The sequence below is a fragment of the Pseudomonas jilinensis genome (genome assembly GCF_003586265.1).
Lineage (GTDB): Bacteria > Pseudomonadota > Gammaproteobacteria > Pseudomonadales > Pseudomonadaceae > Halopseudomonas > Halopseudomonas phragmitis.
The window spans coordinates 19,006-39,169 of the sequence record NZ_QJSA01000006.1 but is presented as its reverse complement, the minus strand read 5'-3'; the positions used below and the strand labels follow the sequence as shown (position 1 = coordinate 39,169).

Below are 20,164 nucleotides of genomic sequence, written 5' to 3'. Positions count from 1 at the left end.
GGACCTGCTGCGTGTAGGTGTTAGCCATCGGTCGTGATAGCCGACTGATTTTTCCATTCCCTCGGCGATTGCCCGGATTGCGCTTTAAAGGCACGGGAGAGGGCGGCTTCGCTGCCGTAGCCAACTTCGGTTGCAATTGCCTTCAATGGCCGTCCACGCAATAGCGCCTTTTGCGCCAGCCGCACACGCCAACCTTGCAGATACTGCCCCGGCGTGATGCCAATCGTTTCGCGGAAAGTTGTAGCGAATACGCTGCGCGACATTCCTGCTACGGCGGCAAGCTCTTCAAGTCCCCATTCCTGTGCTGGTGTTTCATGCATGGCCACCAGCGCATTGCGCAGACGCGGATGTGACAGCCCCAACAACATGCCGCTTTTAACGTCTCCACTGACCATCAATTGGCGCAGGATCTGGATCATTACCACCTCGAACAGGCGTTCAACCAGTGCTACACGCCCACAGCGCTGCTCAAAGGCTTCTTCGAAAAGCAGTGATAGAACCGGCTCGGCTCCCCATATCTCATCCAGCGGCAGGCAAATGACATCCGGCAGCGCCGAAGCGATCGGGTTATGCCCGCCACCCTCAAACGACAAGTCTGCACAGACCATGTCTGCACCCTGTGCCGCGTCAGTAACAAAGCGGTGGGTTAACGGCCGAGGTAACAGCAGCAGGCTTGGACGCTCGACCTGCAGAGATTGCCTGGCGTAGCGCAGCTCGACCGAGCCTGTGCGTATCAGGTGCAGTCGCCCGTGGGTGCCATCGCTTGTCAGTGTAGTAGTGCCACGTAAGGTTTCGGTCTTGAACGTCTGTGCGCGTACCGGGAAGTGGGTCATCAGTGCTGCAAGCCTGTCAGACATAATCAGTACTCCTGATCAATTTTTCAGGATTATACATCACCAATAGTTCTGATTGCCCATACAGAATACACATCACCGGGCAACACCGTCCGGCCACTTACCACCGACGACCGTTCTTAAGATTGAACACAGGAGACATCACCATGAAAAGCTTTTCTCATACCTTCGCAGCCAGTCTGTTAGCCGTTGCCATGGCGACCGGCGTCGCAGCACATGCCTCGCAACCCGTTACTCCCGCACAGATTGCAGCCAGCGCCACTGTAGAGGGCAACACCATCATCACCGCTGACGGCGTGCGTCTTTACTTCAAGGATTGGGGTCCAAAGAATGGCCCGGTCATTACCTTCAGCCACGGCTGGCCACTCAATTCGGATAGCTGGGAATCGCAGATGATCTTCCTGGCAGACAAGGGCTATCGAGTGGTCGCTCACGACCGCCGCGGCCACGGCCGCTCCAGCCAGCCCTGGGATGGCAACGACATGGATCATTACGCAGATGACCTGGCTGCCGTGATCAACGCACTCGATCTGAAGGATGTAACCGCAGTGGGCTTTTCCACCGGCGGTGGCGAAGTAGCTCGATACATCGGTCGCCATGGTACCGCTCGAGTCAAGAAAGCAGTGCTGGTCAGTGCGGTACCGCCGCTGATGCTGCAAACCGCTGACAATCCAGGCGGCGTGCCACTCGAAGTGTTCGATGGACTGCGCAAGGCCTCGCTGGAGAACCGCTCGCAACTGTATCTGGACATTGCATCGGGTCCGTTCTTCGGTTTCAACCGTCCTGGTGCCGCAGTCTCCCAGGGGCTGATCAACAGCTGGTGGGCTCAGGGTATGCAGGCAGGCCACAAGAACACCTTTGACTCGATCGCAGCGTTTTCGGCCACCGATTTCCGTGAGGACCTGAAGAAGTTCGACGTACCGACACTGGTCATTCACGGTGATGACGACCAGATCGTACCGCTCGATATTTCCGGACAGGCGTCAGCCGATCAGGTCAAAGGCGCGAAACTGATTGTTTACCCGGGTGCGTCGCATGGCTTGACTGACACGCACAAAGATCGCTTCAACCAGGATCTGCTGGAGTTTCTGAAGAACTGAATGTCCAGCTGTTTGAACAAGCCGTCCGCAGGTGAAAATCTGCGGACGGCTTTATATTGTAGTGCGTGAGCCTGATCTTTGAGTTCGTATAATGTGTATTATGTTAAATTATGTATTAGCCTATGCAAGTGGCACAGATCAGCCTCTACAATACCCCCTGCTTCCACTCTTGCCTGAGCCCCCATGAACGATTCAAACAAGCCTCGCTACGGTCAGGAAGATGCGTCCTTTCAAGCTGCTGGCGGTTATGACGGTATTCGACAACTGGTCGACGACTTCTACCAGATCATGGATAGCTGGCCCGATGCGGCCGATATTCGTGCCATGCACAGAGAGAATCTGACTGAAGCGCGCGATAAGCTCACCCGCTTCCTGTGTGGTTGGCTTGGTGGGCCAAGGTTGTTCCTTGAGCGTTATGGCCAGATCAGTATTCCGAGCTTTCACGCGCGCTGGCCGATCGGCGAGCCTGAGCGTGATGCCTGGCTTGGCTGTATGGCACAGGCGATTGATCGCCAACCCTGGCATCCGGAGTTCAAGGAGTATCTGCTGCGCCAGTTACGGGTGCCGGCTGATCGCGTGGTTCAGGCTGCCAGAGCCCGGCACGGGCCTGACAACCAGTAACCTCAGAGCTCAGCCGGTCCCCGGCACCTGGCGAATCCGGGTTACCAGTGTATGGCTTTGCCCTGGTTCAAGCACTCGGGTATCAGGCCCGGCGTTGCTGGCTTCCAGGCAGACCATCTGGCGAAAGCCATCCTGGGGAAACTGGCTGAGTCTGGCGGCTTTGGCCTGCCAGGGGTTCCAAACCACCAGTGAGTGACTACCTTCGCGAGTGACTTCCAGGCAACGGCCGTTGTGTTGGTGCAGGATCACCGGTGCGGTATGGTCGTAATAGATGCGGTCGACTTCCTGATCGATCAGGACCGGCCCAGGTTGGGCCCGGTGTTCCTGACTGGTCAGCTGGTCGATGTAACGGCAGCCTTCCAGGCCGGTAATGCTGGCTTGGGTGATATCAGCTACCGGCAGGTAACTGTGCAGCGCCTGGCTCAGTGGTTGCGCCTGCTTGCCAAGGTTGGTGCTGGTGAGGCTGACGCTCAGCTGTTTGCCGATTACAAACTCCACCTGCAGATGCCAGCGTTCATCAGGCAGCAAGGCTTTCATCTGCTCTTCTGCGAGCTCCAGGCGCAGACGCACCTGCTGATCATCGCGCTGGGCATCAATCAGTTGCCACGGACTGGTACGGGCAATACCGTGGGCAGGTCCGGGGCGGGAATTGCCAAACCATGGCCAGCACAGCGGGATGCCCCCGCGCAGAGCGGTGCCCGGCATGCGCGGGTCGATGGGGCTCATCCACAGTAGCGGCTGCTTGCCGGCAGGTACGCAGTCGATCACCTGCGCACCCTCCAAAGCAATGGTGGCGATTACCGCCGGATGGTTGATCTGAATGAATTCTCGGCCGTGCGCATTGCGGGTCAGCGCCAGACCTTCAGGTAGTGTTGCCGTCATAACCGCGCTTTAAGCTCCTTTTGGCTCGAGCAGACTAGCTGCCTTCGATACGGAATCCCACTTTCAGTACCACCTGAAAGTGCCCTACTTTGCCATTGACGACATGACCTCGGGTTTCCGTCACCTCGAACCATTCTACGTTCTTGATACTTTTACTGCACTCGGCTACGGCATTGTTGATGGCATCGTCGATACTGATTTTCGACGAGCCGACGATTTCAACTTTCTTGTAGACATGATGGTCAGACATGGTCGCCTCCGGTTCCTTTGCCAGTACTTGCAGTATGGCACAGGGCTGGGTCAGCGCTCCTTCACCCTTGTGCCAGCGGCTATCTCTTGACCTGGATAAAGGATTACCCGCTCCCCTGCCCCCAGACCTTCGATTATTTCGGTCACCAGCCCGCTACGCCGGCCAGGTTTGATTTCTCGCAACTGGGCCCGACCATTGTTTAGCAGGTACACCGCCCAGCCGCCACTCTGGCGAAACAGTGCGCTGGTGGGAATCTGCAACACTTCCTCGGCCTGCCATTGCACAAAGCGGGCTTCGACCCGGTAGCCATCGCCAAGATGCTGCCAGGCTGCACGTGGCGAGATCAATTCGACTATGACCCAAACCCGTTGCTCATCTACCCCAAGGGCGGAGACCTTGGTAAAACCCGCCGGCTCGATCCGCTTGACCAGTCCGTTCAGCAAAGAATCGCCACCCCAACGCTCAAGTTCTACCGGCATCCCGGGGCGCAGACGCACCGCATCGGCGGACAGGACGTCCACTTCCACTTCTAGACTGTCCAGATCGCCCAGTACCAGCAGCTTGTCGCCGGCCAATACCGGCCCTTCACTCTGGCGCAGCCGGCGCAGAACAGTTGCAGACAAGGGCGAACGAACGATCAGAGCTTCCGACCCAGGCTGCCCGCTGGTAACTGCCAGAACCGCCTGGGCATTATCCCGTTCGTGACGCGCCACATCGGCGGCAAATCGAGCCGAGCGCAAGGCTGCATCAGCTTGGCGCTGTTCAGTCTCGGCGCGGTCAAGGGCGTCTACGGCAACATGCCCTGCATTGACCAGGCGCCGAATTCGACTCAACTCGGTTTCAGCCAGTTGCAGGCGAGCCTGCTCGCTGTCAACCAGACTATGAGCAGCGAGCAATGCGGCTTCGGCGGAAGCCAGCGCAGCTTCGGCCTGGGAGCGGCTACGGCTGTCCAGTGGAATGCTGGCCGACGGGTTGATAGTGAACAGGGTGTCGCCGGGCTCCAGTCTGTCGCCAGGTTCCAGTTCGATCCGGTTGAGGTGGCCGGCTACCGCTGCCGAGACTTCATAACGATCGGCAAGCCGAGTTCTGCCCTCTTCTTCGATACTGACCCGAAACGGCCCCTGCTGCACTTCGGCGGTTTCCACCAATATCGCTGGTGAGCGGAAGCCTAGCCCCAAGGCCAGCAACAGCGCCACACCTACTCCCGCCAGAATCAGCCTGCGTTTGCTATGTTTCATTCCCTACTCCGGAGCCTTGAGCGCCGCGATCATGTCCAACCGCACCAGCTTGCGCCAGATCAGCGATGCCGACAGCAGCGTTGCCAGCAGAACCACCAGCGTGGCCATGGCATAGGTTCTGGGCGTCAGTACCAAAGGAATTCGGTACAGATCGGTTTGCATCCCCCAGGTCAACAGCCAGCACAGCCCAGCCCCTATGACAAAACCCGGTATCAAGGCCAGTAACGTCAGCAGCATCAACTCGCCCAACAGAATGAAGGCTGTTTCCGCCCTGGTAAAGCCCAGCACCCTGAGGCTGGCCAGTTCACGACCACGTTCGGCAAAGGCGATGCGAGCATTGTTGTAGACCACGGCAAAGGCAATACAGCCGGCCATCAGCACGCTGAACAAGGTAAACACCAGGATGGTTTCATCCATCAACCGGTGAAAAGCATCAATATTACTGGCTCTGAGCGCCACGCCCAGAACCTTTGGCATACCCTCCAGTTCATGTTGCAGGCGTTCAAGCTGTTCGGCTTCGGCCGCCATGAAGGCCCCGCTGTAGGATGGACCCTCACCCAGCAGGCGGCTCAAGTAGTCACGGCTGAGATAGGCACCCACACCGATATATTCGGTCACAATGCCAACCACAGGGATCTCCAGTTCCGGCCTGCGTCCGTCCAGCACCTGAACCTGTAGCAAGTCCCCCGGCTTTATCTCCAGCAGGTTGGCCAGATGGTCGGTCAGCAACACGCCTTCTGGCGGCAGTCGGATCGGGTTCAGCGTGGCGTCAAGCACCTGGAACAGGTTGGCGGGGTGCTCAAAGCCTTGCAAGGCTCCCCGATAGCGATAGTGACCATTGCGCAAAGTGGCAGGTACCGCCCGAAAGCCTTCGACGTGATAAACACCGGGCAGATTGCGCAGTGAATACAGCGCCGAATAGCCGACTGGGTCACTGAATGAGACGGTGAGATCCTGTTTCTGCGCCAGGCGGAACTGGACGTCAAGCATATGACCGATCGCGCCCTGCTGAAAACCGGTCAGCATCATGACCGCTACGGCCAGGGCAATACCTATGACCGACAGCCCGGATTTCACCGGTTGGCGCTCCAGGTTGCGCAAAATCATCCGCGAGGGTTGACTCAACCACCCTATCCCCAGGCGCTCAATCAGCGTGCGCCGATAGCGTGCCGGCGCCTCAGGGCGCATGGCCTGGGCTGGTGGCAGCCGAAAGGCCGTGCGTAGTGCACCGACAGTTCCCAGCAGTGCGCTACCGCCAGCAATAACCACCCCGGTCAGCGCCACCTGCGGGCGCACGCGAAAGTGCAGCCAGGGAAAACGGAAATAGTCCTGGTAAATACCGGCCAGACCACTGGCCAGCCAGCCGCCAAGGAGCACGCCAAGCAAGGCGCCAATACAGACGATAACCGCGATCAGTGCCAGGTAGTGCCCGGCCACAGTCAGGTTGTCATAACCGAAGGCCTTGAGCACGGCAATCTGTTCGCGCTGGGTACGAATCAACCGGGCACTGACCACATTGAGCAAGAATGCAGCGACAGCGATGAAAATCAGCGGCAGGACGCGAGCCATGGTTTCCAGTTGGGCTAGTTCTTCATCCAGGTAGCGGTGGGACATCTGATCGTCCCGGCCATAGGCCCCTAGCCCGCCCCAGGGTTCGAGGATCGGGTCAAGCTGAGCAATGACCCCGTCGGCGCTGGCATTGGGTGCCAGCCGGATCACCATATCGTTGAACGCACCTTCCATATTGAACGCTGCCGCCAATGCGCTACGGTTCATCCAGATCAACGCATAGCGGGCGAAATCAGGAAACAGATCCCCCGGACGAATCTGATAAATGAATTCGGGTGACAGAACGATGCCGCTGATCCGCAGTTGCCGGAAACGGCCATTGATGACAACGTCGAGGCTATCGCCAGGCACCAGTGCGTGAGCCTCGGCAAAGGCCTCACTGACCAGCACCTGGTCGTCACGTCCAGTTTCAGGCATCTCGCCAGCCCGCAGATACAGGCGATTGAGTTGCGGTTGCCGGCCATCGGGAATTGACAATGCCTGACCGGTAATCGACTCATTGAAGCCACTAAGGCGAATGTGCAGCGGCGCCCGGACCCTGGTATCCAGCACAGCTACCCCGGGCAGCTCACCAATTCGTTCGGCGACACTTTCAGGCGCCCGTTTGAGCTCGGCGAACACATCACTGAAACGTTGGTCATGGTAAAAGCCACTCTGGGTTTCGCGCAGTGATTCCAGTGCGGTCAGGGCCATGACATACATGCCTACACCAATAGCGATGACCATGGCGATGGCCATACCCTGCCCTTTCAAGGACCAGAGTCCGCGTAGCAGCTTGATATGCAGGGTCCGCATGACTACCAACTCAGTTCGGCAGGCGAGCGTTTGCTGTGGTTGCTGCGCACCTCGCTGACCCGTCCATCGGTCAGACGGATGATCCGGTCGGCCATGTCGGCAATCGCCGCGTTATGGGTAATTACTGCAGTAGTAGTACCCAGGCGCCGATTGATGTCCTGCAACACTTCGAGCACGCGGATACCGGTTTTCGAGTCCAGGGCACCGGTTGGCTCATCACAGAGCAGGACTTTGGGGTTCTTGGCCACAGCCCGGGCAATGGCTACGCGTTGCTGTTCACCACCGGACAGTTGCGAGGGAAAATGGTGCATGCGCCCTTCCAGCCCCACCAGTGCCAGCGCTTCGGCTGGAGGCATGGGATTGGAGGCAATGTCGGTGACAATCGCGATATTCTCCAGCGCGGTCAGGCTGGGAATCAGGTTGTAGAACTGGAAGACAAAACCCACATGTTCACGGCGAAAGCGCGTCAGGGTCGCATCGCTGGCATGGCTGAGATCAGTGTCGCGATAATGAAGTTCGCCGCTGCTGGGACTGTCCAGGCCACCGAGGATGTTGAGCAGGGTCGATTTGCCACTGCCTGATGCCCCAAGCATCACCACAAACTCGCCTTGGTACAGCTCCAGGTCAACGCCACGCAAAGCCTGGATTTCGACCTCACCCATTGGGAAGCTGCGGATCAGGTTGCGGGTACGAAATACTGGCAGATTGTCGGACATACAGTGAACCCCTCCATGAGCGGGTCCAGTCTAGCATCAAGCGCTTCCGACCATCCGCTCGATACAGCGCCGCGAGGCATCCGGCAAATGGGTGAAGTGCAGCCCGGTCCAGTACTGGCCACCCGCCAGGCTTTCACGATGCCAGAGACTGCGCGCATCGAGAAGAATTTCGCGCATGCCATCGAAAGTCATCGGCAAGTTGACCTGCAGTGCATAACCGCGATACAGCTCAATTGGACGCTCACTGAGCAGCATCAGTCCTTCAGTGTGTAAATCCACCACCCGTCCCAGAAACTCTCCGGTATCCAGATCGAATACCTCCAGGCTGCTACTCACGTGATGACGCTCCAGTTTTCTGCGTTCTTGTACTGCGAGACCATTGCCACTAGCTGACATGCTCGACTCCTTGACGGTCGCCTCTGAACACAGTGTGCGTCATTTGAGTGATGGCGAACAGCCACATATTTATTCCAATTGGTTAACCAAACCACATTTTTGCGCTTGATTTTCCACAAGGATCAGCTTGAAGAGCCGGTTGCATGGCCCGATATCGAGGGTTCCAGTTCATAGGCCTTGTTCAGCAACCAGTTGGCGCGCTAGGCTCGTGGCTCATTATTGCAAGGAGATTCTGCATGTCGATCAAGGCGTTTCTGACAGTCAGTGCTGCCTTTCTGCTGAGCGGTATGGCCTCTGCCCATGAATACCGGGCCGGGGAGCTACATATTGATCATCCCTGGTCGCGCGCCATGCCACCGGTTGCGCCCACTGGTGCAGCTTATCTGGTCATCGAAAATCAGGGATCCCAGGCTGACCGGTTACTGGGTGCCGAGACTCCGGCAGCGGCCTATACCGAGCTGCACGAGCATGTACATGCCGATGGCCTGATGAAGATGCAGCAAATTGAACAGGTCGTGGTTGAGCCAGGTCAGCAAATCAGTTTCGAGCCAGGCGGCTATCACATCATGCTGTTCAATCTGCAACAGCCGTTGGTGGCGGGTGAGCGTTTCCCGCTGACGCTGCGATTCGAACATGCCGGTGAGATCGAGGTCGAGGTAGCGGTCGAGGATCAGGATGGGCCGTCACACGGACATGAACATGGTCATGGCAACGGCCACCATCATCACTGATCGTCGTTTGGGGGTGTCCGGTCAAGCAGGTGGAACCGTGGCAGCCCCAAGTGCCAGCGAATTGCCGCCAGGCGAATCGCCAGGACTGTCAGGATAGCCAGAGTAATATCGAGATTTTCCGGGATCCCCAGATAATACAGACCGATATACACCAGCGAGCCGGCGATGCAGGCAGTGGCGTAGATTTCCTTATGGAAGATCAGTGGAATCTCGTTGCAGATGATATCGCGCATCACCCCGCCGGCCACTCCGGTCATTACCCCCATGATCACCGCAGCACTGATCGGCACATCATGTTGCAGGGCAACCTGGGTACCGATCACGGTGAACACCGCCAGGCCAAAGGCATCAGCCACCAGCAGCCCGGTTTCGTGAATCGGCCGGGTAAAACGGACCCAGACAACCGTTCCGATGGCGGCCAGAACGGCCACCAGAATATAGAGGTCGTTACGAATCCAGCTCACCGGGTGATTATCCAGAATGGCGTCACGCAGAGTGCCGCCGCCCAGCGCGGTGATGATGGCGATCACCATCACCCCGAACAGGTCCATGGACTTGCGTCCGGCCATCAGCGCCCCGGTAATGGCGAACACCGCCACACCGAACAGATCGAACGCATAAAACCAGGTCATTCAGGTACGCTCCAGCAGTGTCAGACCGGGATTGTCAGTCCTCCCGGGTTGGGGTGCGCATGGTAACAAACTCCTCAGCTGCAGTGGGATGGATACCCAGGGTTGCATCGAAAACCGCCTTGGTAGCGCCGGCCTTGACCGCCACTGCCAGCCCCTGAACGATCTCCCCTGCTTCGGGGCCAACCATGTGAATGCCCAGCACCCGGTCGGTAACCTTGTCCACCAAGAGCTTCATGAAGCTTTGTTCACTACGTCCGGCCAGGGTATTGCGCATGGCACGGAAGCGACTTTCAAACACCTTGAGCTGGTAGCCCTTGGCCCTGGCCTGTTCTTCGCTTAGGCCCAGCGTGGCGATATTGGGGATGCAGAATACCGCTGTGGGGATATCGGCATAATCGACCGGGCGATACTCCTCTGGCTTAAACAGCCGGCGGGCCAGGGCCATACCTTCGGCCAGGGCAACCGGAGTCAGTTGCAGGGTATCGGTTACATCGCCAATGGCGAAAATTGCCGGGTCCTGGGTCTGGTAGTCACTATCCACGGCAATAAAGCCCTTGGCATCCAGAGTTGCGGCGGTGTTTTCCAACCCCAGGCCATCCAGATTCGGCTTGCGTCCTGTGGCATAGAGCACCAGATCAGCGTCCAGTGTTTCTCCGCTTTTCAGTGCAACACGCAGGCTGCCATCGGGCTGTTTGTCGATGCGTTCAACATCGGCATTGAAGCGCTGGTCCAGCCCCTTATCCTTCAGGGTCTTGGCGACATGCTCACGCACGCCCAGGTCAAAACCACGCAGGAACAGTTCGCCGCGATACAGCAAGGTCGAATCACAGCCCAGGCCATGGAAAATACTGGCGAACTCGATAGCAATATAACCACCGCCAACCACCAGGGTGCGCTTGGGCAACTCTGGCAGGTAGAACACCTCGTTGGAACTGATCACATGTTCGCGGCCGGGGAACTCGGGAATATGCGGCCAGCCCCCGGTGGCCAGCAGAATTCGTTCGGCAGTGTAGCTCTGGCCGTTAACCTCGACGGTATGTGAGTCGAGTAGTCTGGCCCGGCCTTCGATCAGTTGAACGCCGGCCGAAGTCAGTAGATTGCGATAAATACCGTTGAGCCGCAGAATCTCGCGATTCTTGTTTTCGACCAGGCGCGACCAGTTGAACCCGGATGCCGGAAGATCCCAGCCATAGCCTGCGGCATCCTCGAAGTCTTCGGCAAAATGAGCGGCATAAGCGAACAGCTTTTTTGGTACACAGCCGACGTTGACGCAAGTGCCTCCCAGATAACGGTCTTCGGCCACGGCGACCCGGGCACCAAAGCCCGCAGCCATACGGCTGGCACGTACCCCGCCGGAACCGGCGCCAATCACGAACAGATCAAAATCATATGCGGCCATGCGCTTAATCCCATAATGCTTAAAAAGCCGAGCATACCGTATTTACCTGGCAGCATCCCTACCACATCAATCAAGGTAAACGACAATCACTTGCATTTGACCTGTTCATCCGTAAGCTAGCGGGAGTATTCTGTGTCAGGCCTTCCCTTTGTCCATCGCCAATCCATCTTTCAGCCGAATCAGCCGGGTGCTTGAGCATATTCATGCTCACCTGGACCAGGCCTTGTCGCTGGACCAGTTGGCCAGCCTGAGCTGCTGGTCACGCTGGCAATTGCAGCGGGTATTCATGCTGCATACCGGCCTGAGCGTCGCTCAGTACATCCGTGAATTACGCCTGAGCAAGGCTGCCGAGTTGCTGCTTGATACCCCCTTACGGCAACTGGATATCGCCCTGGCCTGTGGTTTTGAATCTGAAATCAGCTTCAGCCGCAGTTTCCGGCAAATGTTTGGCTGTCCACCTGGCCAATACCGACAGCGGGGTGTGCGCATCGGCCTGCGAACACCGTTGCGACCGGACTGTAACAGCCCGGTCTTGCAGCGAATGGTGCAGGTGCGGATTGAGACACGTCCGGCATTTGAGCTTGTGGGGGTCTTTGGAGAAATCGCAGGGCTCTATGCTGCCAATCCTGACTTCAAAACCAGCGTACCCAGGCTATGGCAGCGCTTTGCCCAACGCGTAGCCGATACCCGTTCACGGGTTCGGATTGGTGTTCTCGATGTGCGTGACAACCACCCTGAAGCACGCATCCCCTACTGGGCCGGAGTAGTCACACCGCTGGCCAATGATCAAGGTTTGAGCAGGTTGAGCGTTCCCGCTCAGCAATATGCAGTGGTTCCCTGTCATGGCCCGATTGGGCAGCTTGAACATCTCATCGACTGGTTTATTCAGAGTTGGCTGCCGGACTCTGGCTATTGCGGGGTCAATGGCTTCGATCTGGAGATCTATCCACCAGACTTCGAACCTCAGAATCCGGATGCGCGCATGGAGTATTGGGTTCCGGTCACGCTCTGCCAACATGGGCACTCTCCTTCCCTTAGATGAATATGCCCCAAAATGTTAAGTGGCTTGCTGCCAGCAATGCATAAAATGCGAATCATTAGCATTTGATGCGAGACTACTGATCAGGAGCCCCAATGAAGTCGCACCATCCGTTTCAGCGTTCCCTGCTGGCCTTGAGTATTGCTTCGCTGCTCTGCACTCCGGCCTTGGCCAACGAGCTGCATGAGCACGAACTGGACGATGTCGTGATTTACGGCAATACCGAGCGTAACACCGCCACCAAAACGCAGCTGGCCCCACAGGAAACGCCGCAAAGTATCTCGGTAATCGACCAGAACACCCTGTCCATGCGCAATGCCGACTCGGTAGCAGCCGCTTTACGCTACACCCCGGGCGTCAATACCGAACTGCGAGGTGGTGCGGTAACCCGGCTGGATCTGTTCAACGTACGCGGCTTCATCAATTACCAGAACGCCTATGACGGCCTGCAATTGCTATACAACGACTGGAACCTGCAGCCGCAGATCGACCTGCTGGCCGTTGAGCAGGTCGAGGTCTTCAAGGGGCCGACGTCAACCCTGTACGGCAATATGCCACCGGGCGGCATGGTCAATTTGATCAGCAAAAAGCCCGGCAAGGATCCCTACAACAGCGTACAACTGGCGATCGGCAGCCAGGACTTGCGTGAGCTGAGTGTTGAGTCGCGCGGCCAACTGGGTGACTCCAACCTGTCCTACAGCATTGTCGGCCTGGCCCGCAGCAAGGATGGTCAGGCCCAGACCTCCGAGGAGGAGCGGATCATGCTGGCGCCCTCGCTGGACTGGCAGGTCACTGACGCCACACTGGTCAATTTCAATCTGTACTATCAGAAAGATCCGGACATGGGCATCTATACCACCTTGCCGGCCAGCGGCCTGTTCCTGCGCAACAGCAACGGCAAGCTGGACCCCGACACCTACAGTGGTGACGCTAACTGGAACACCTTTGACCGTGAAGTACTGATGCCTGGCTACAAGATCAGCCATCAGTTCAACGACAACTGGAGCTTCCTGCACAACACCCGGTTCCTGGATGCTGATGTACTGCAGAAAAACACCTACTCCACGGTTCTGGCCGCTGACGAGCGGACGCTGAGCCGTCGCGCCTACCTGACCGATGAGCGCAGCAAGGGCGTAACCATGGACAACCAGTTGTCTGGCCTGGTGCGTACCGGCGTAGTGGAGCACAACCTGCTGCTGGGGCTCGACTACCTGGATCTGGATTCGCGGATTCGGTATGAAGATGCGCTAGCACCGGATATCGACTTGTTCAATCCCAACCATCATCTGATCGATCCCGGTAGTCTGGATTTCGCCGCGTCGGGCTACAGCAGCAAATTCGATCTGAGCAAGCGGCAAACCGGGTTCTACTTCCAGGATCAGATGCGTCTCGGCCGCTTGGTGGTAATTGCCGGGGTACGCCGTGACCACTTCAAGGGCAGCGAAAAAGGCGTCAAATACGGCTTCGCCACCAATGACAGCTTCAAGCAGAACAAGACTACCTATCGCGCTGGCATGCTGTATGGCTTCGACAATGGTCTGGCACCGTTCGTCAGCTATGCCGAAAGCTTCGAGCCGATGAACGGCAGTGATCGCAATGGCCGCAAGTTCGAACCCTCTAACGGCCAGCAGTGGGAGGCTGGAATCAAGTACGCAGCCCCCGACCGGCGCACCAGCGGTTCACTGGCCGTTTACCGGATCACCAAGGACAACGTCCAGACCCGCGACCCGAACGGCGGTCCCTATGATCTGATCCAGGCCGGCGAAGTACGCTCCCAGGGTGTGGAGCTGGAGCTGGCCTCCCAGGTGACTGACAGCCTGCACCTGAGCGGCTCATGGACAGTGCAGGATGTGGAGGTGACCAAAGACAACAGCGGCCTCAAGGGCACCACCCCGGTATGGATTCCCGAGCAGCAGGTTGCTCTATGGGCCAACTACGAGCTGTACAATGGCCCGCTGGCCGGTACCAGTCTGGGACTGGGCTGGCGCTATATCGGCGAGGCAGAACTGAACGAGCGCAACACCGGCGGCAAGGTGCTTTCGGCCCGTCTGGTTGATCTGTCCGTTGGTTATGACCTGAGCGAATTGGACACTAGCCTGGCCGGTGCCAGTATCCGGCTGTCGGTCAACAACCTGCTGGATGAGCGCTATTACAGTTGCTACGACGAAAACAACTGCTGGTTCGGCGCCGAACGCACCATTCAGGCCAGCCTCAAATACGAGTTCTGAGCGCAGTTTCCTAGGCGATCCTTAGTGCTGGCCGCTGTTGCGGCTCGGCACTGGGTCGCCCTACCCCGACATACTCGAACCCCTGCGCCTGCAACGCCTGCGGATCATATTGATTGCGCCCATCAATCAACAACGGGCGACGCATCAGCTCACGCAAACGAATGAAGTCCGGCTGGCGAAACTGCTTCCACTCAGTCACCAGCACCAGCGCATCGGCAAAGCGAGCGGCCTGGTACTGATCTTCACTCAACTGTAATTGGCCCCGAGCCACCGCGGCAGCAAACTGATTGGCGATATTCGTTCCTGCGACCGGGTCAAACGCCTGCACCCGTACTCCTGCATCCAGCAAGGATTTGACCAGCACCAGGCTTGGCGCATCACGGATATCATCGGTGCCTGGCTTGAACGACAGGCCCCAGATCGCCACGGTCATATCACGCAAATTGCTGCCAAGCCGTGTGCTGATCTGACGAAACAGCCATTGCTTTTGCGTACTGTTACGCGCCTCAACAGCGCTCAGCAACGGCAACTGTTGATCCTCTGCTTCGGCCATGTGCAACAAGGCGCGAATATCCTTGGGAAAACAGGAGCCACCATAACCACAACCGGCATAGATGAACTGGTGGCCGATTCGCTGATCCGAGCCGATGCCCTTGCGCACCTGCTCGATATCCACTCCAAGCCTGGCGCTCAGGCTGGCCATTTCATTCATGAATGAGATCTTGGTGGCCAGGAAAGCATTGGCGGCATACTTGCTGAATTCGGCGGCGCGCCGGCCCATGAGCAATATCCGCTCGTGGTTGCGCACGAATGGCGCATACAGCGCGCACATGACCTCGGCGGCATGATCATCTTCAGTCCCGATGATGATCCGGTCCGGGCGCATGAAGTCATTGATCGCCACGCCTTCTTTGAGAAACTCCGGATTGCTCACCACGCTGGCCCGCCAGTTCAGATGGCGACGGGCACAATGCTGGTCGAGAATCGCCTGAACCCGACAGGCGGTACCGACCGGCGCGGTCGATTTACAGACGACAATCGCTGGCGCCATAAGGTACTGGCCCAGGCTGGCGGCTACCGAGAGAATCTGTGAAATATCCGCTGAACCATCCGCGCTCGATGGCGTACCGACCGCAATGAAGACTACCTCGGCGCGTTCCAGGGCCTGGTCCAGACGCGTGGTAAAAGCCAACCTGCGGCCGCTGAGATTGACCGCCAGCAAGGCTTCAATTCCGGGCTCATAGATGGGTGAACGACCGTCAGACAGCGCGGCGATCCGTTCCCGGTCCTGGTCGACACAGATCACATCGTTGCCCATTTCGGCAAAACAGGCCGCCGTTACCAATCCGACATAACCACACCCAATAACCGTGATACGCATCGCTGTACTCCCAAATGGTGGAGGGATACCGCGATTGCGCCATACCTGGATGACGACGCCATGACCGCTAGTTGAAGGCTTGATGACACAATAGCACTACATGCATCAACTCACTTATAGCTGCTGGCTCTTAGATGAAATCGGTCCATCCGGTTTGGATTGCCTTGCTATGTTTAGGGAGTACCCCCAACACTCACATAATAAAGACTCATGGAAAACACCCAAGGACTGGCCCAGCTCATCCCCGGTTTGAAATATTCACGCCGGTTGCTGCTGGTTGACCCATGCCAGGAATGCCGGACTCTGATTCCGCGCATGGAGGCCAGCGGCTGGAGCATCACGACCTGTGAACTGGCCGAAGTTCCGGCCCAGGGCTTTGATGTTGGCCTTATCCGTCTTCATGATGCACATCTTAAGCGCGCCGAGCCTTTGAAAGCCCTGCTTGGCCGGGCTGGAACCGAATGGTTGGCCGCTGTACGCCCTGAGTCAATGCAGTGCCCCAGTTTCAGCAATTTTGTCGGAGAGTGGTTTTTCGATTACCACACCCTGCCCTTCGAGCCTGAGCGGGTATGCGTGGCGTTGGGGCGGGCTTATGGCATGGCCAGACTGCGCAAACGGCCCACGCCCATCAATGCAGGCTACCAGATCATTGGCGACAGCAAGCTCACCCGACAGCTCAACGGTTTGATTGGCAAACTGGCACCCACTGACTCCCCCGTCCTGATTCGAGGTGACAGTGGCACCGGCAAAGAGCTGGTGGCCAGAGCATTGCACTGGCGCTCACGGCGGGCCAGCGGGCCGTTCGTGCCCGTCAATTGCGGGGCCATTGCCGAGCACCTGATTCAGTCAGAGATGTTCGGTCATGAGAAAGGCGCCTTCACAGGCGCCCATCAGCGCAAGATTGGCCGTATAGAGCAGGCCAATGGCGGTACGCTGTTTCTGGATGAAATCGGTGACCTACCGCTGGAGTTGCAAGCCAACCTGCTGCGATTTTTGCAAGAAAAACAGATTGAGCGGGTTGGCTCCAGCAAGCCGATCAATGTCGATGTCCGGGTTCTGGCAGCCACCCATATCGACCTTGAGCAGGCTATCGAACAGGGGCGGTTTCGCGAAGACTTGTATTACCGTCTCAATGTTCTGCAGGTTCAAACGGCGCGGCTGAACGAACGCCGTGAAGATATCCCGCCACTGGCTCATCATTTTGCCGAACTGTATGCGATTGAGGTTGGGCGCCGGCCCCGACGGTTCAGTGAGGACGCCATGCAGGCCATGATTGACTACGACTGGCCGGGCAACGTGCGTGAACTGGCCAACCGGGTTCGACGCGGCATGGCCCTGGCAGAGGGGCGGCTGATCCAGGCTTTCGATCTGGGACTGGAGCAGGCCCCCTCGCATCGCAGCCGCATAGATACACTCAACGACTATATACTGCGCGCTGAAGCTCACGCTCTGAGCGACGCGCTGAGCCTGTTTCCCAACAACGCCAGCCGAGCCGCAGCTGCGCTGGGCGTTTCACGCCCGACCTTTTATCGACTGCTGCACAAGCATCACTTGCGGTAACCCCCTGCTCAGAAGTAATAGGGAAACTTGAGGCTGAATGTGAAGTCTGGCGCATCGGGTGTCAGACCAACCGATAGACTGGGTACTACGGTCAGGTCATTGTTCACGGCATAAGTCATGCCGATATTGAAATAGGCAGCATTGGCATCGCTGCCGCTGATTTTCTGCCAGGGGCCGCCCTGAGGCTTGATCCGGCTGCTGCGACTGATCAGTTCGGAAAACGACATGGACAGACTCATGCGTTCATTCAAGGCAAAAGCCATCCCCAGGCCAAACTGGAAGTAATCACCCAGATCGACCTTGCCGGGAACCTTGGCATTACGCTCGGTGCTGATGTCTGAAAAACTTTCGGTCTTGTGGTAGGTATAGGACAGGTTGCCGAACACCACGGCCGGGTCCAGAGTCTTGACCAGAGAAATACCAGGGCTGATAGCCCAGACGCCATTGCCGGTCGGCAGATCCTCGGGAACGCTGAGGTTGGTGTTGCCTGAAACACGATCAAACTTGATGCCGTAAGGTTCCTTGCCGGTAGGTGCTTTTATCCGCAGGCTGGCCACCGCATCCGGGCGTCCTGGGGCTTCATCAAGGAATTTGTAGGAAACGCCGAAGCTGATATCGCCCAAGCGTGGATCACCGGTAACGGTTTTCTCGCTGAATTGGGCTGTTGAGCCTCCGGCACCTGCTGATTGATAGGTGGTACGCCGATAGATCAGCGGCAGGTTTACGTCGAACTGCCAGCGCTGGTGCAGGTTGTAGCGACCGGTCAGGTCCAGGGTGAAGGTGTTGGCCTTGATCTCATCGATCCCCAGGTTGCCGAGAAAGATCGCATCAAGCGCCAGAAAGCCATTGAGAAACAGTTGTCGGGTATCGTAATAACTGTAGGTAAGCCCTGGCTCGATACTGAAGGTGCCGCCGCCGAAGAAACCGCTGGCTTCCTGGTACAGAGCCTCAACGCTAGGTGGCGGTTCGGATGACTCTCTTAGTGTCTGGCCATAACCACCCTCTGCCCTGGCGACCTGTGTTGCTGGTTGAGCGGGTGCCGCAGATGCTGCTGCCGGAGCTGCGGGGGGCGCAGCAGGTTCGCTGGTGCGGCCTTCCAGCTGACGCAGGCGCTGCTCCAGTATCATCAGCGCATTTTGCTGAGCCTCATAGCGCTGCTTGAGTACCTCCAACTCCTGACGCAGCACTGCTTCTTCACTGCTCATTCCCTGAGCCAGGGCACAGCTACTGCTGGCCATTACTACAAGTAACGCACCACGCCAGTATCGGCACATGACAGTATCCTTGCGCTATTCGGTTCTTGTTCAATAGCCTGCCGGGCGCAGGGCCCGCATTTGCTCCCAGGCACAGTTGGCCAGGTCCATGCTCAAGGCTCTCTCGCGCAGGGCCACGTTAAGTTCAGCGGTGTTGAATACCTGGTTTAGATTGCCGCCTATATTGGCCTGTTGCGAGAGGTTGCCTCCGCCCATGATCTGCTGAGCGCTGCCCTGGCCATGGTTCGCCTGCAGGGCAATCTGCAAGCCCCCGGCGTGTTTGTTGATCTGGACTACACCTGCGTCATTGGCAAATTGAGTTGGGCCATTCCATGGTTGACCGCCTTGAGCAAAGACCTGCTCGCTCGAGCTGATATTGATGGTCAGATCGTTCAATGCATCATTGTAATCACCGGCACTACGCACACTCTGAACCACACCCTGTACGCTACCCAGCCCTGCTCCGCCAATGACCTGCCCGGTTCCCGGGTTGACTACTGCGCCGTTGCCCAGCTGTTCAAGCATGGTTACATGCAGGCTTGGCTCGCTTTTGCCATTCATCTGGAAGTTGACCTGAGCACCAATCGCCTGACCTGCGCTGTTCTGCCAGAATGTGGTCATGGTGACGCCGAAATGAATGACCCGGTCCGGCAGCACATAACGTCCACGCAGCTCAGCCAGCTCCGCATCTCTAAGCTCGACCGGCTGGAACAGGCCTTGAGCGCTGACTGGCAGACTCAAGCAGGCCAGACTCCCGATCAAGCAGCATTTCATCTTCATGTTCATGTTGCGCTCCTGGAGCGTAATCGCTCTTGCACAGGCGCTAGAAAAAATCACTCTGGATAAAACCAAACTCCATCAGGTCCGCATCCTTGACAGGGCTGAACCGGTCCAACCGGTGTCTGGCGGTCAAGGGTTCTGGCGGTGTCAGCAGAACATTGTTGCGGTCATAGCCGGGGCCAATGACAGCAAACACAATGCCGTTCCAGCCATTGGCAAATTCGTCGAGCGGCATCTTCTTCTGCCCCAGAACCGGGTCACCAATGTAGACCCAGCCATCACTGCTGCGCTGCATAACCACGAAGTGCTTGTAGCCCCGGATATCCACCAGCACGATTGCAGGGATCTGCACCTGCTCCAGGTGTTCCGGCTCAATGCGATATCCTCTGGCGCGCAGCCCGATGCTTTCGACATAGTTCTTCATGTCCAGCATCGAAAAACCCAGTGTCCTGACCTGCTCGACATCGGCCTCGGCCAACATGCCTTCGATAACCTGCTCTTCGGTCAGACTCCAGCCATAGGCGTGGTTCAGGACCGTAGCCAGAGACGCCGCGCCGCAACTGAAATCGGTTTTCTGTTCAACCAGATTCAAATAGCGCCGCTCACGCATGCTGGTAACTGACTTGAAAGCCAATCCGCCGCCCGGCAAAACGGCAAACCCCTGTCCGCGCGCCTCGCTAACCTCGGCGCCAAGGCCCAGTGCAGCGAAACAGACTACGGCCATGATCAACTGACGCATT

At 57.7% G+C, this 20,164-nt stretch carries 19 protein-coding genes; 6 read left to right on the top strand and 13 right to left on the bottom strand.

Translation table 11 applies throughout. From position 1 onward, the window contains the following. Positions 1-20: 20 nt before the first annotated feature. Positions 21-857, bottom strand: coding sequence for an AraC family transcriptional regulator (locus C2846_RS07905; RefSeq protein WP_119701177.1), 837 nt, complete (start codon positions 855-857; stop codon positions 21-23). Positions 858-1,000: 143 nt separating this feature from the next. Here C2846_RS07905 and C2846_RS07900 point away from each other — a divergent pair, with 143 nt between their 5' ends. Together C2846_RS07900 and C2846_RS07895 are read left to right on the top strand one after the other, a co-directional pair. Next, positions 1,001-1,954 carry an alpha/beta fold hydrolase gene (locus C2846_RS07900; protein WP_119701176.1) on the top strand — a complete coding sequence of 318 codons (954 nt, stop codon included), beginning with the start codon at positions 1,001-1,003 and terminating at the stop codon, positions 1,952-1,954. A 183-nt stretch (positions 1,955-2,137) separates the two neighbouring features. Beyond that, complete coding sequence (locus C2846_RS07895) at positions 2,138-2,575, top strand: group II truncated hemoglobin (protein ID WP_119701175.1); 438 nt, start codon at positions 2,138-2,140, stop codon at positions 2,573-2,575. 9 nt (positions 2,576-2,584) lie between these two features. Here the strand turns inward: C2846_RS07895 and C2846_RS07890 are convergent, their stop codons facing one another. From C2846_RS07890 to C2846_RS07865, 6 genes are read right to left on the bottom strand one after another with little or no spacing between them, the layout of a single operon-like run. Further along, entirely contained in the window at positions 2,585-3,457 is an 873-nt protein-coding gene (locus tag C2846_RS07890; protein WP_119701174.1) for a D-hexose-6-phosphate mutarotase, read from the bottom strand. A gap of 34 nt (positions 3,458-3,491) precedes the next feature. Continuing rightward, the gene (locus C2846_RS07885; protein WP_080050664.1) at positions 3,492-3,707 is read right to left on the bottom strand and encodes a dodecin; all 216 of its coding nucleotides are present in this window, start codon (positions 3,705-3,707) and stop codon (positions 3,492-3,494) included. Between the two features lie 50 nt (positions 3,708-3,757). Beyond that, a complete protein-coding gene (locus C2846_RS07880; protein WP_119701173.1) occupies positions 3,758-4,945 on the bottom strand; it encodes an efflux RND transporter periplasmic adaptor subunit in 1,188 nt (395 codons plus the stop codon). Positions 4,946-4,948: 3 nt separating this feature from the next. Beyond that, on the bottom strand, positions 4,949-7,309 hold the full coding sequence (locus C2846_RS07875; protein ID WP_119701172.1) for an ABC transporter permease: 2,361 nt from the start codon (positions 7,307-7,309) through the stop codon (positions 4,949-4,951). 2 nt (positions 7,310-7,311) lie between these two features. Continuing rightward, the gene (locus C2846_RS07870) at positions 7,312-8,025 is read right to left on the bottom strand and encodes an ABC transporter ATP-binding protein (RefSeq protein WP_119701171.1); all 714 of its coding nucleotides are present in this window, start codon (positions 8,023-8,025) and stop codon (positions 7,312-7,314) included. Positions 8,026-8,061: 36 nt separating this feature from the next. Continuing rightward, a complete protein-coding gene (locus C2846_RS07865) occupies positions 8,062-8,421 on the bottom strand; it encodes a PilZ domain-containing protein (RefSeq protein ID WP_119701170.1) in 360 nt (119 codons plus the stop codon). 236 nt (positions 8,422-8,657) lie between these two features. On the opposite strand from C2846_RS07865, the gene C2846_RS07860 reads away from it, so the two are divergent. Then, on the top strand, positions 8,658-9,152 hold the full coding sequence (locus C2846_RS07860) for a copper chaperone PCu(A)C (protein WP_119701169.1): 495 nt from the start codon (positions 8,658-8,660) through the stop codon (positions 9,150-9,152). On the opposite strand, the gene C2846_RS07855 is transcribed toward C2846_RS07860, so the two are convergent. Together C2846_RS07855 and gorA are read right to left on the bottom strand one after the other, a co-directional pair. Then, positions 9,146-9,784: a trimeric intracellular cation channel family protein gene (locus C2846_RS07855; RefSeq protein WP_080050656.1), complete on the bottom strand. Its 639-nt coding sequence runs from the start codon at positions 9,782-9,784 to the stop codon at positions 9,146-9,148. The two genes, C2846_RS07860 and C2846_RS07855, sit on opposite strands and share 7 nt — an antisense overlap. Before the next feature lie 34 nt (positions 9,785-9,818). Beyond that, on the bottom strand, positions 9,819-11,183 hold the full coding sequence (gene gorA, locus C2846_RS07850) for a glutathione-disulfide reductase (RefSeq protein WP_119701168.1): 1,365 nt from the start codon (positions 11,181-11,183) through the stop codon (positions 9,819-9,821). Positions 11,184-11,331: 148 nt separating this feature from the next. On the opposite strand from gorA, the gene C2846_RS07845 reads away from it, so the two are divergent. Together C2846_RS07845 and C2846_RS07840 are read left to right on the top strand one after the other, a co-directional pair. Continuing rightward, a complete protein-coding gene (locus tag C2846_RS07845) occupies positions 11,332-12,225 on the top strand; it encodes an AraC family transcriptional regulator (RefSeq protein ID WP_205890131.1) in 894 nt (297 codons plus the stop codon). Between the two features lie 92 nt (positions 12,226-12,317). Continuing rightward, positions 12,318-14,450 (top strand): TonB-dependent siderophore receptor, encoded by a 2,133-nt coding sequence (locus C2846_RS07840; RefSeq protein ID WP_119701167.1) that lies wholly within the window; start codon positions 12,318-12,320, stop codon positions 14,448-14,450. 10 nt (positions 14,451-14,460) lie between these two features. On the opposite strand, the gene C2846_RS07835 is transcribed toward C2846_RS07840, so the two are convergent. Next, complete coding sequence (locus C2846_RS07835; protein WP_080050651.1) at positions 14,461-15,831, bottom strand: UDP-glucose dehydrogenase family protein; 1,371 nt, start codon at positions 15,829-15,831, stop codon at positions 14,461-14,463. Between the two features lie 210 nt (positions 15,832-16,041). On the opposite strand from C2846_RS07835, the gene C2846_RS07830 reads away from it, so the two are divergent. Continuing rightward, positions 16,042-17,391 (top strand): sigma-54 dependent transcriptional regulator, encoded by a 1,350-nt coding sequence (locus C2846_RS07830; RefSeq protein ID WP_080050650.1) that lies wholly within the window; start codon positions 16,042-16,044, stop codon positions 17,389-17,391. 8 nt (positions 17,392-17,399) lie between these two features. Here the strand turns inward: C2846_RS07830 and C2846_RS07825 are convergent, their stop codons facing one another. From C2846_RS07825 to C2846_RS07815, 3 genes are read right to left on the bottom strand one after another with little or no spacing between them, the layout of a single operon-like run. After that, positions 17,400-18,665, bottom strand: a complete 1,266-nt coding sequence (locus tag C2846_RS07825) for a transporter (protein WP_420849029.1) — start codon at positions 18,663-18,665, stop codon at positions 17,400-17,402. Between the two features lie 30 nt (positions 18,666-18,695). Beyond that, entirely contained in the window at positions 18,696-19,430 is a 735-nt protein-coding gene (locus tag C2846_RS07820) for a hypothetical protein (protein WP_119701166.1), read from the bottom strand. 37 nt (positions 19,431-19,467) lie between these two features. Next, on the bottom strand, positions 19,468-20,148 hold the full coding sequence (locus C2846_RS07815) for a C39 family peptidase (RefSeq protein ID WP_420849034.1): 681 nt from the start codon (positions 20,146-20,148) through the stop codon (positions 19,468-19,470). Positions 20,149-20,164 lie beyond the last annotated feature (16 nt).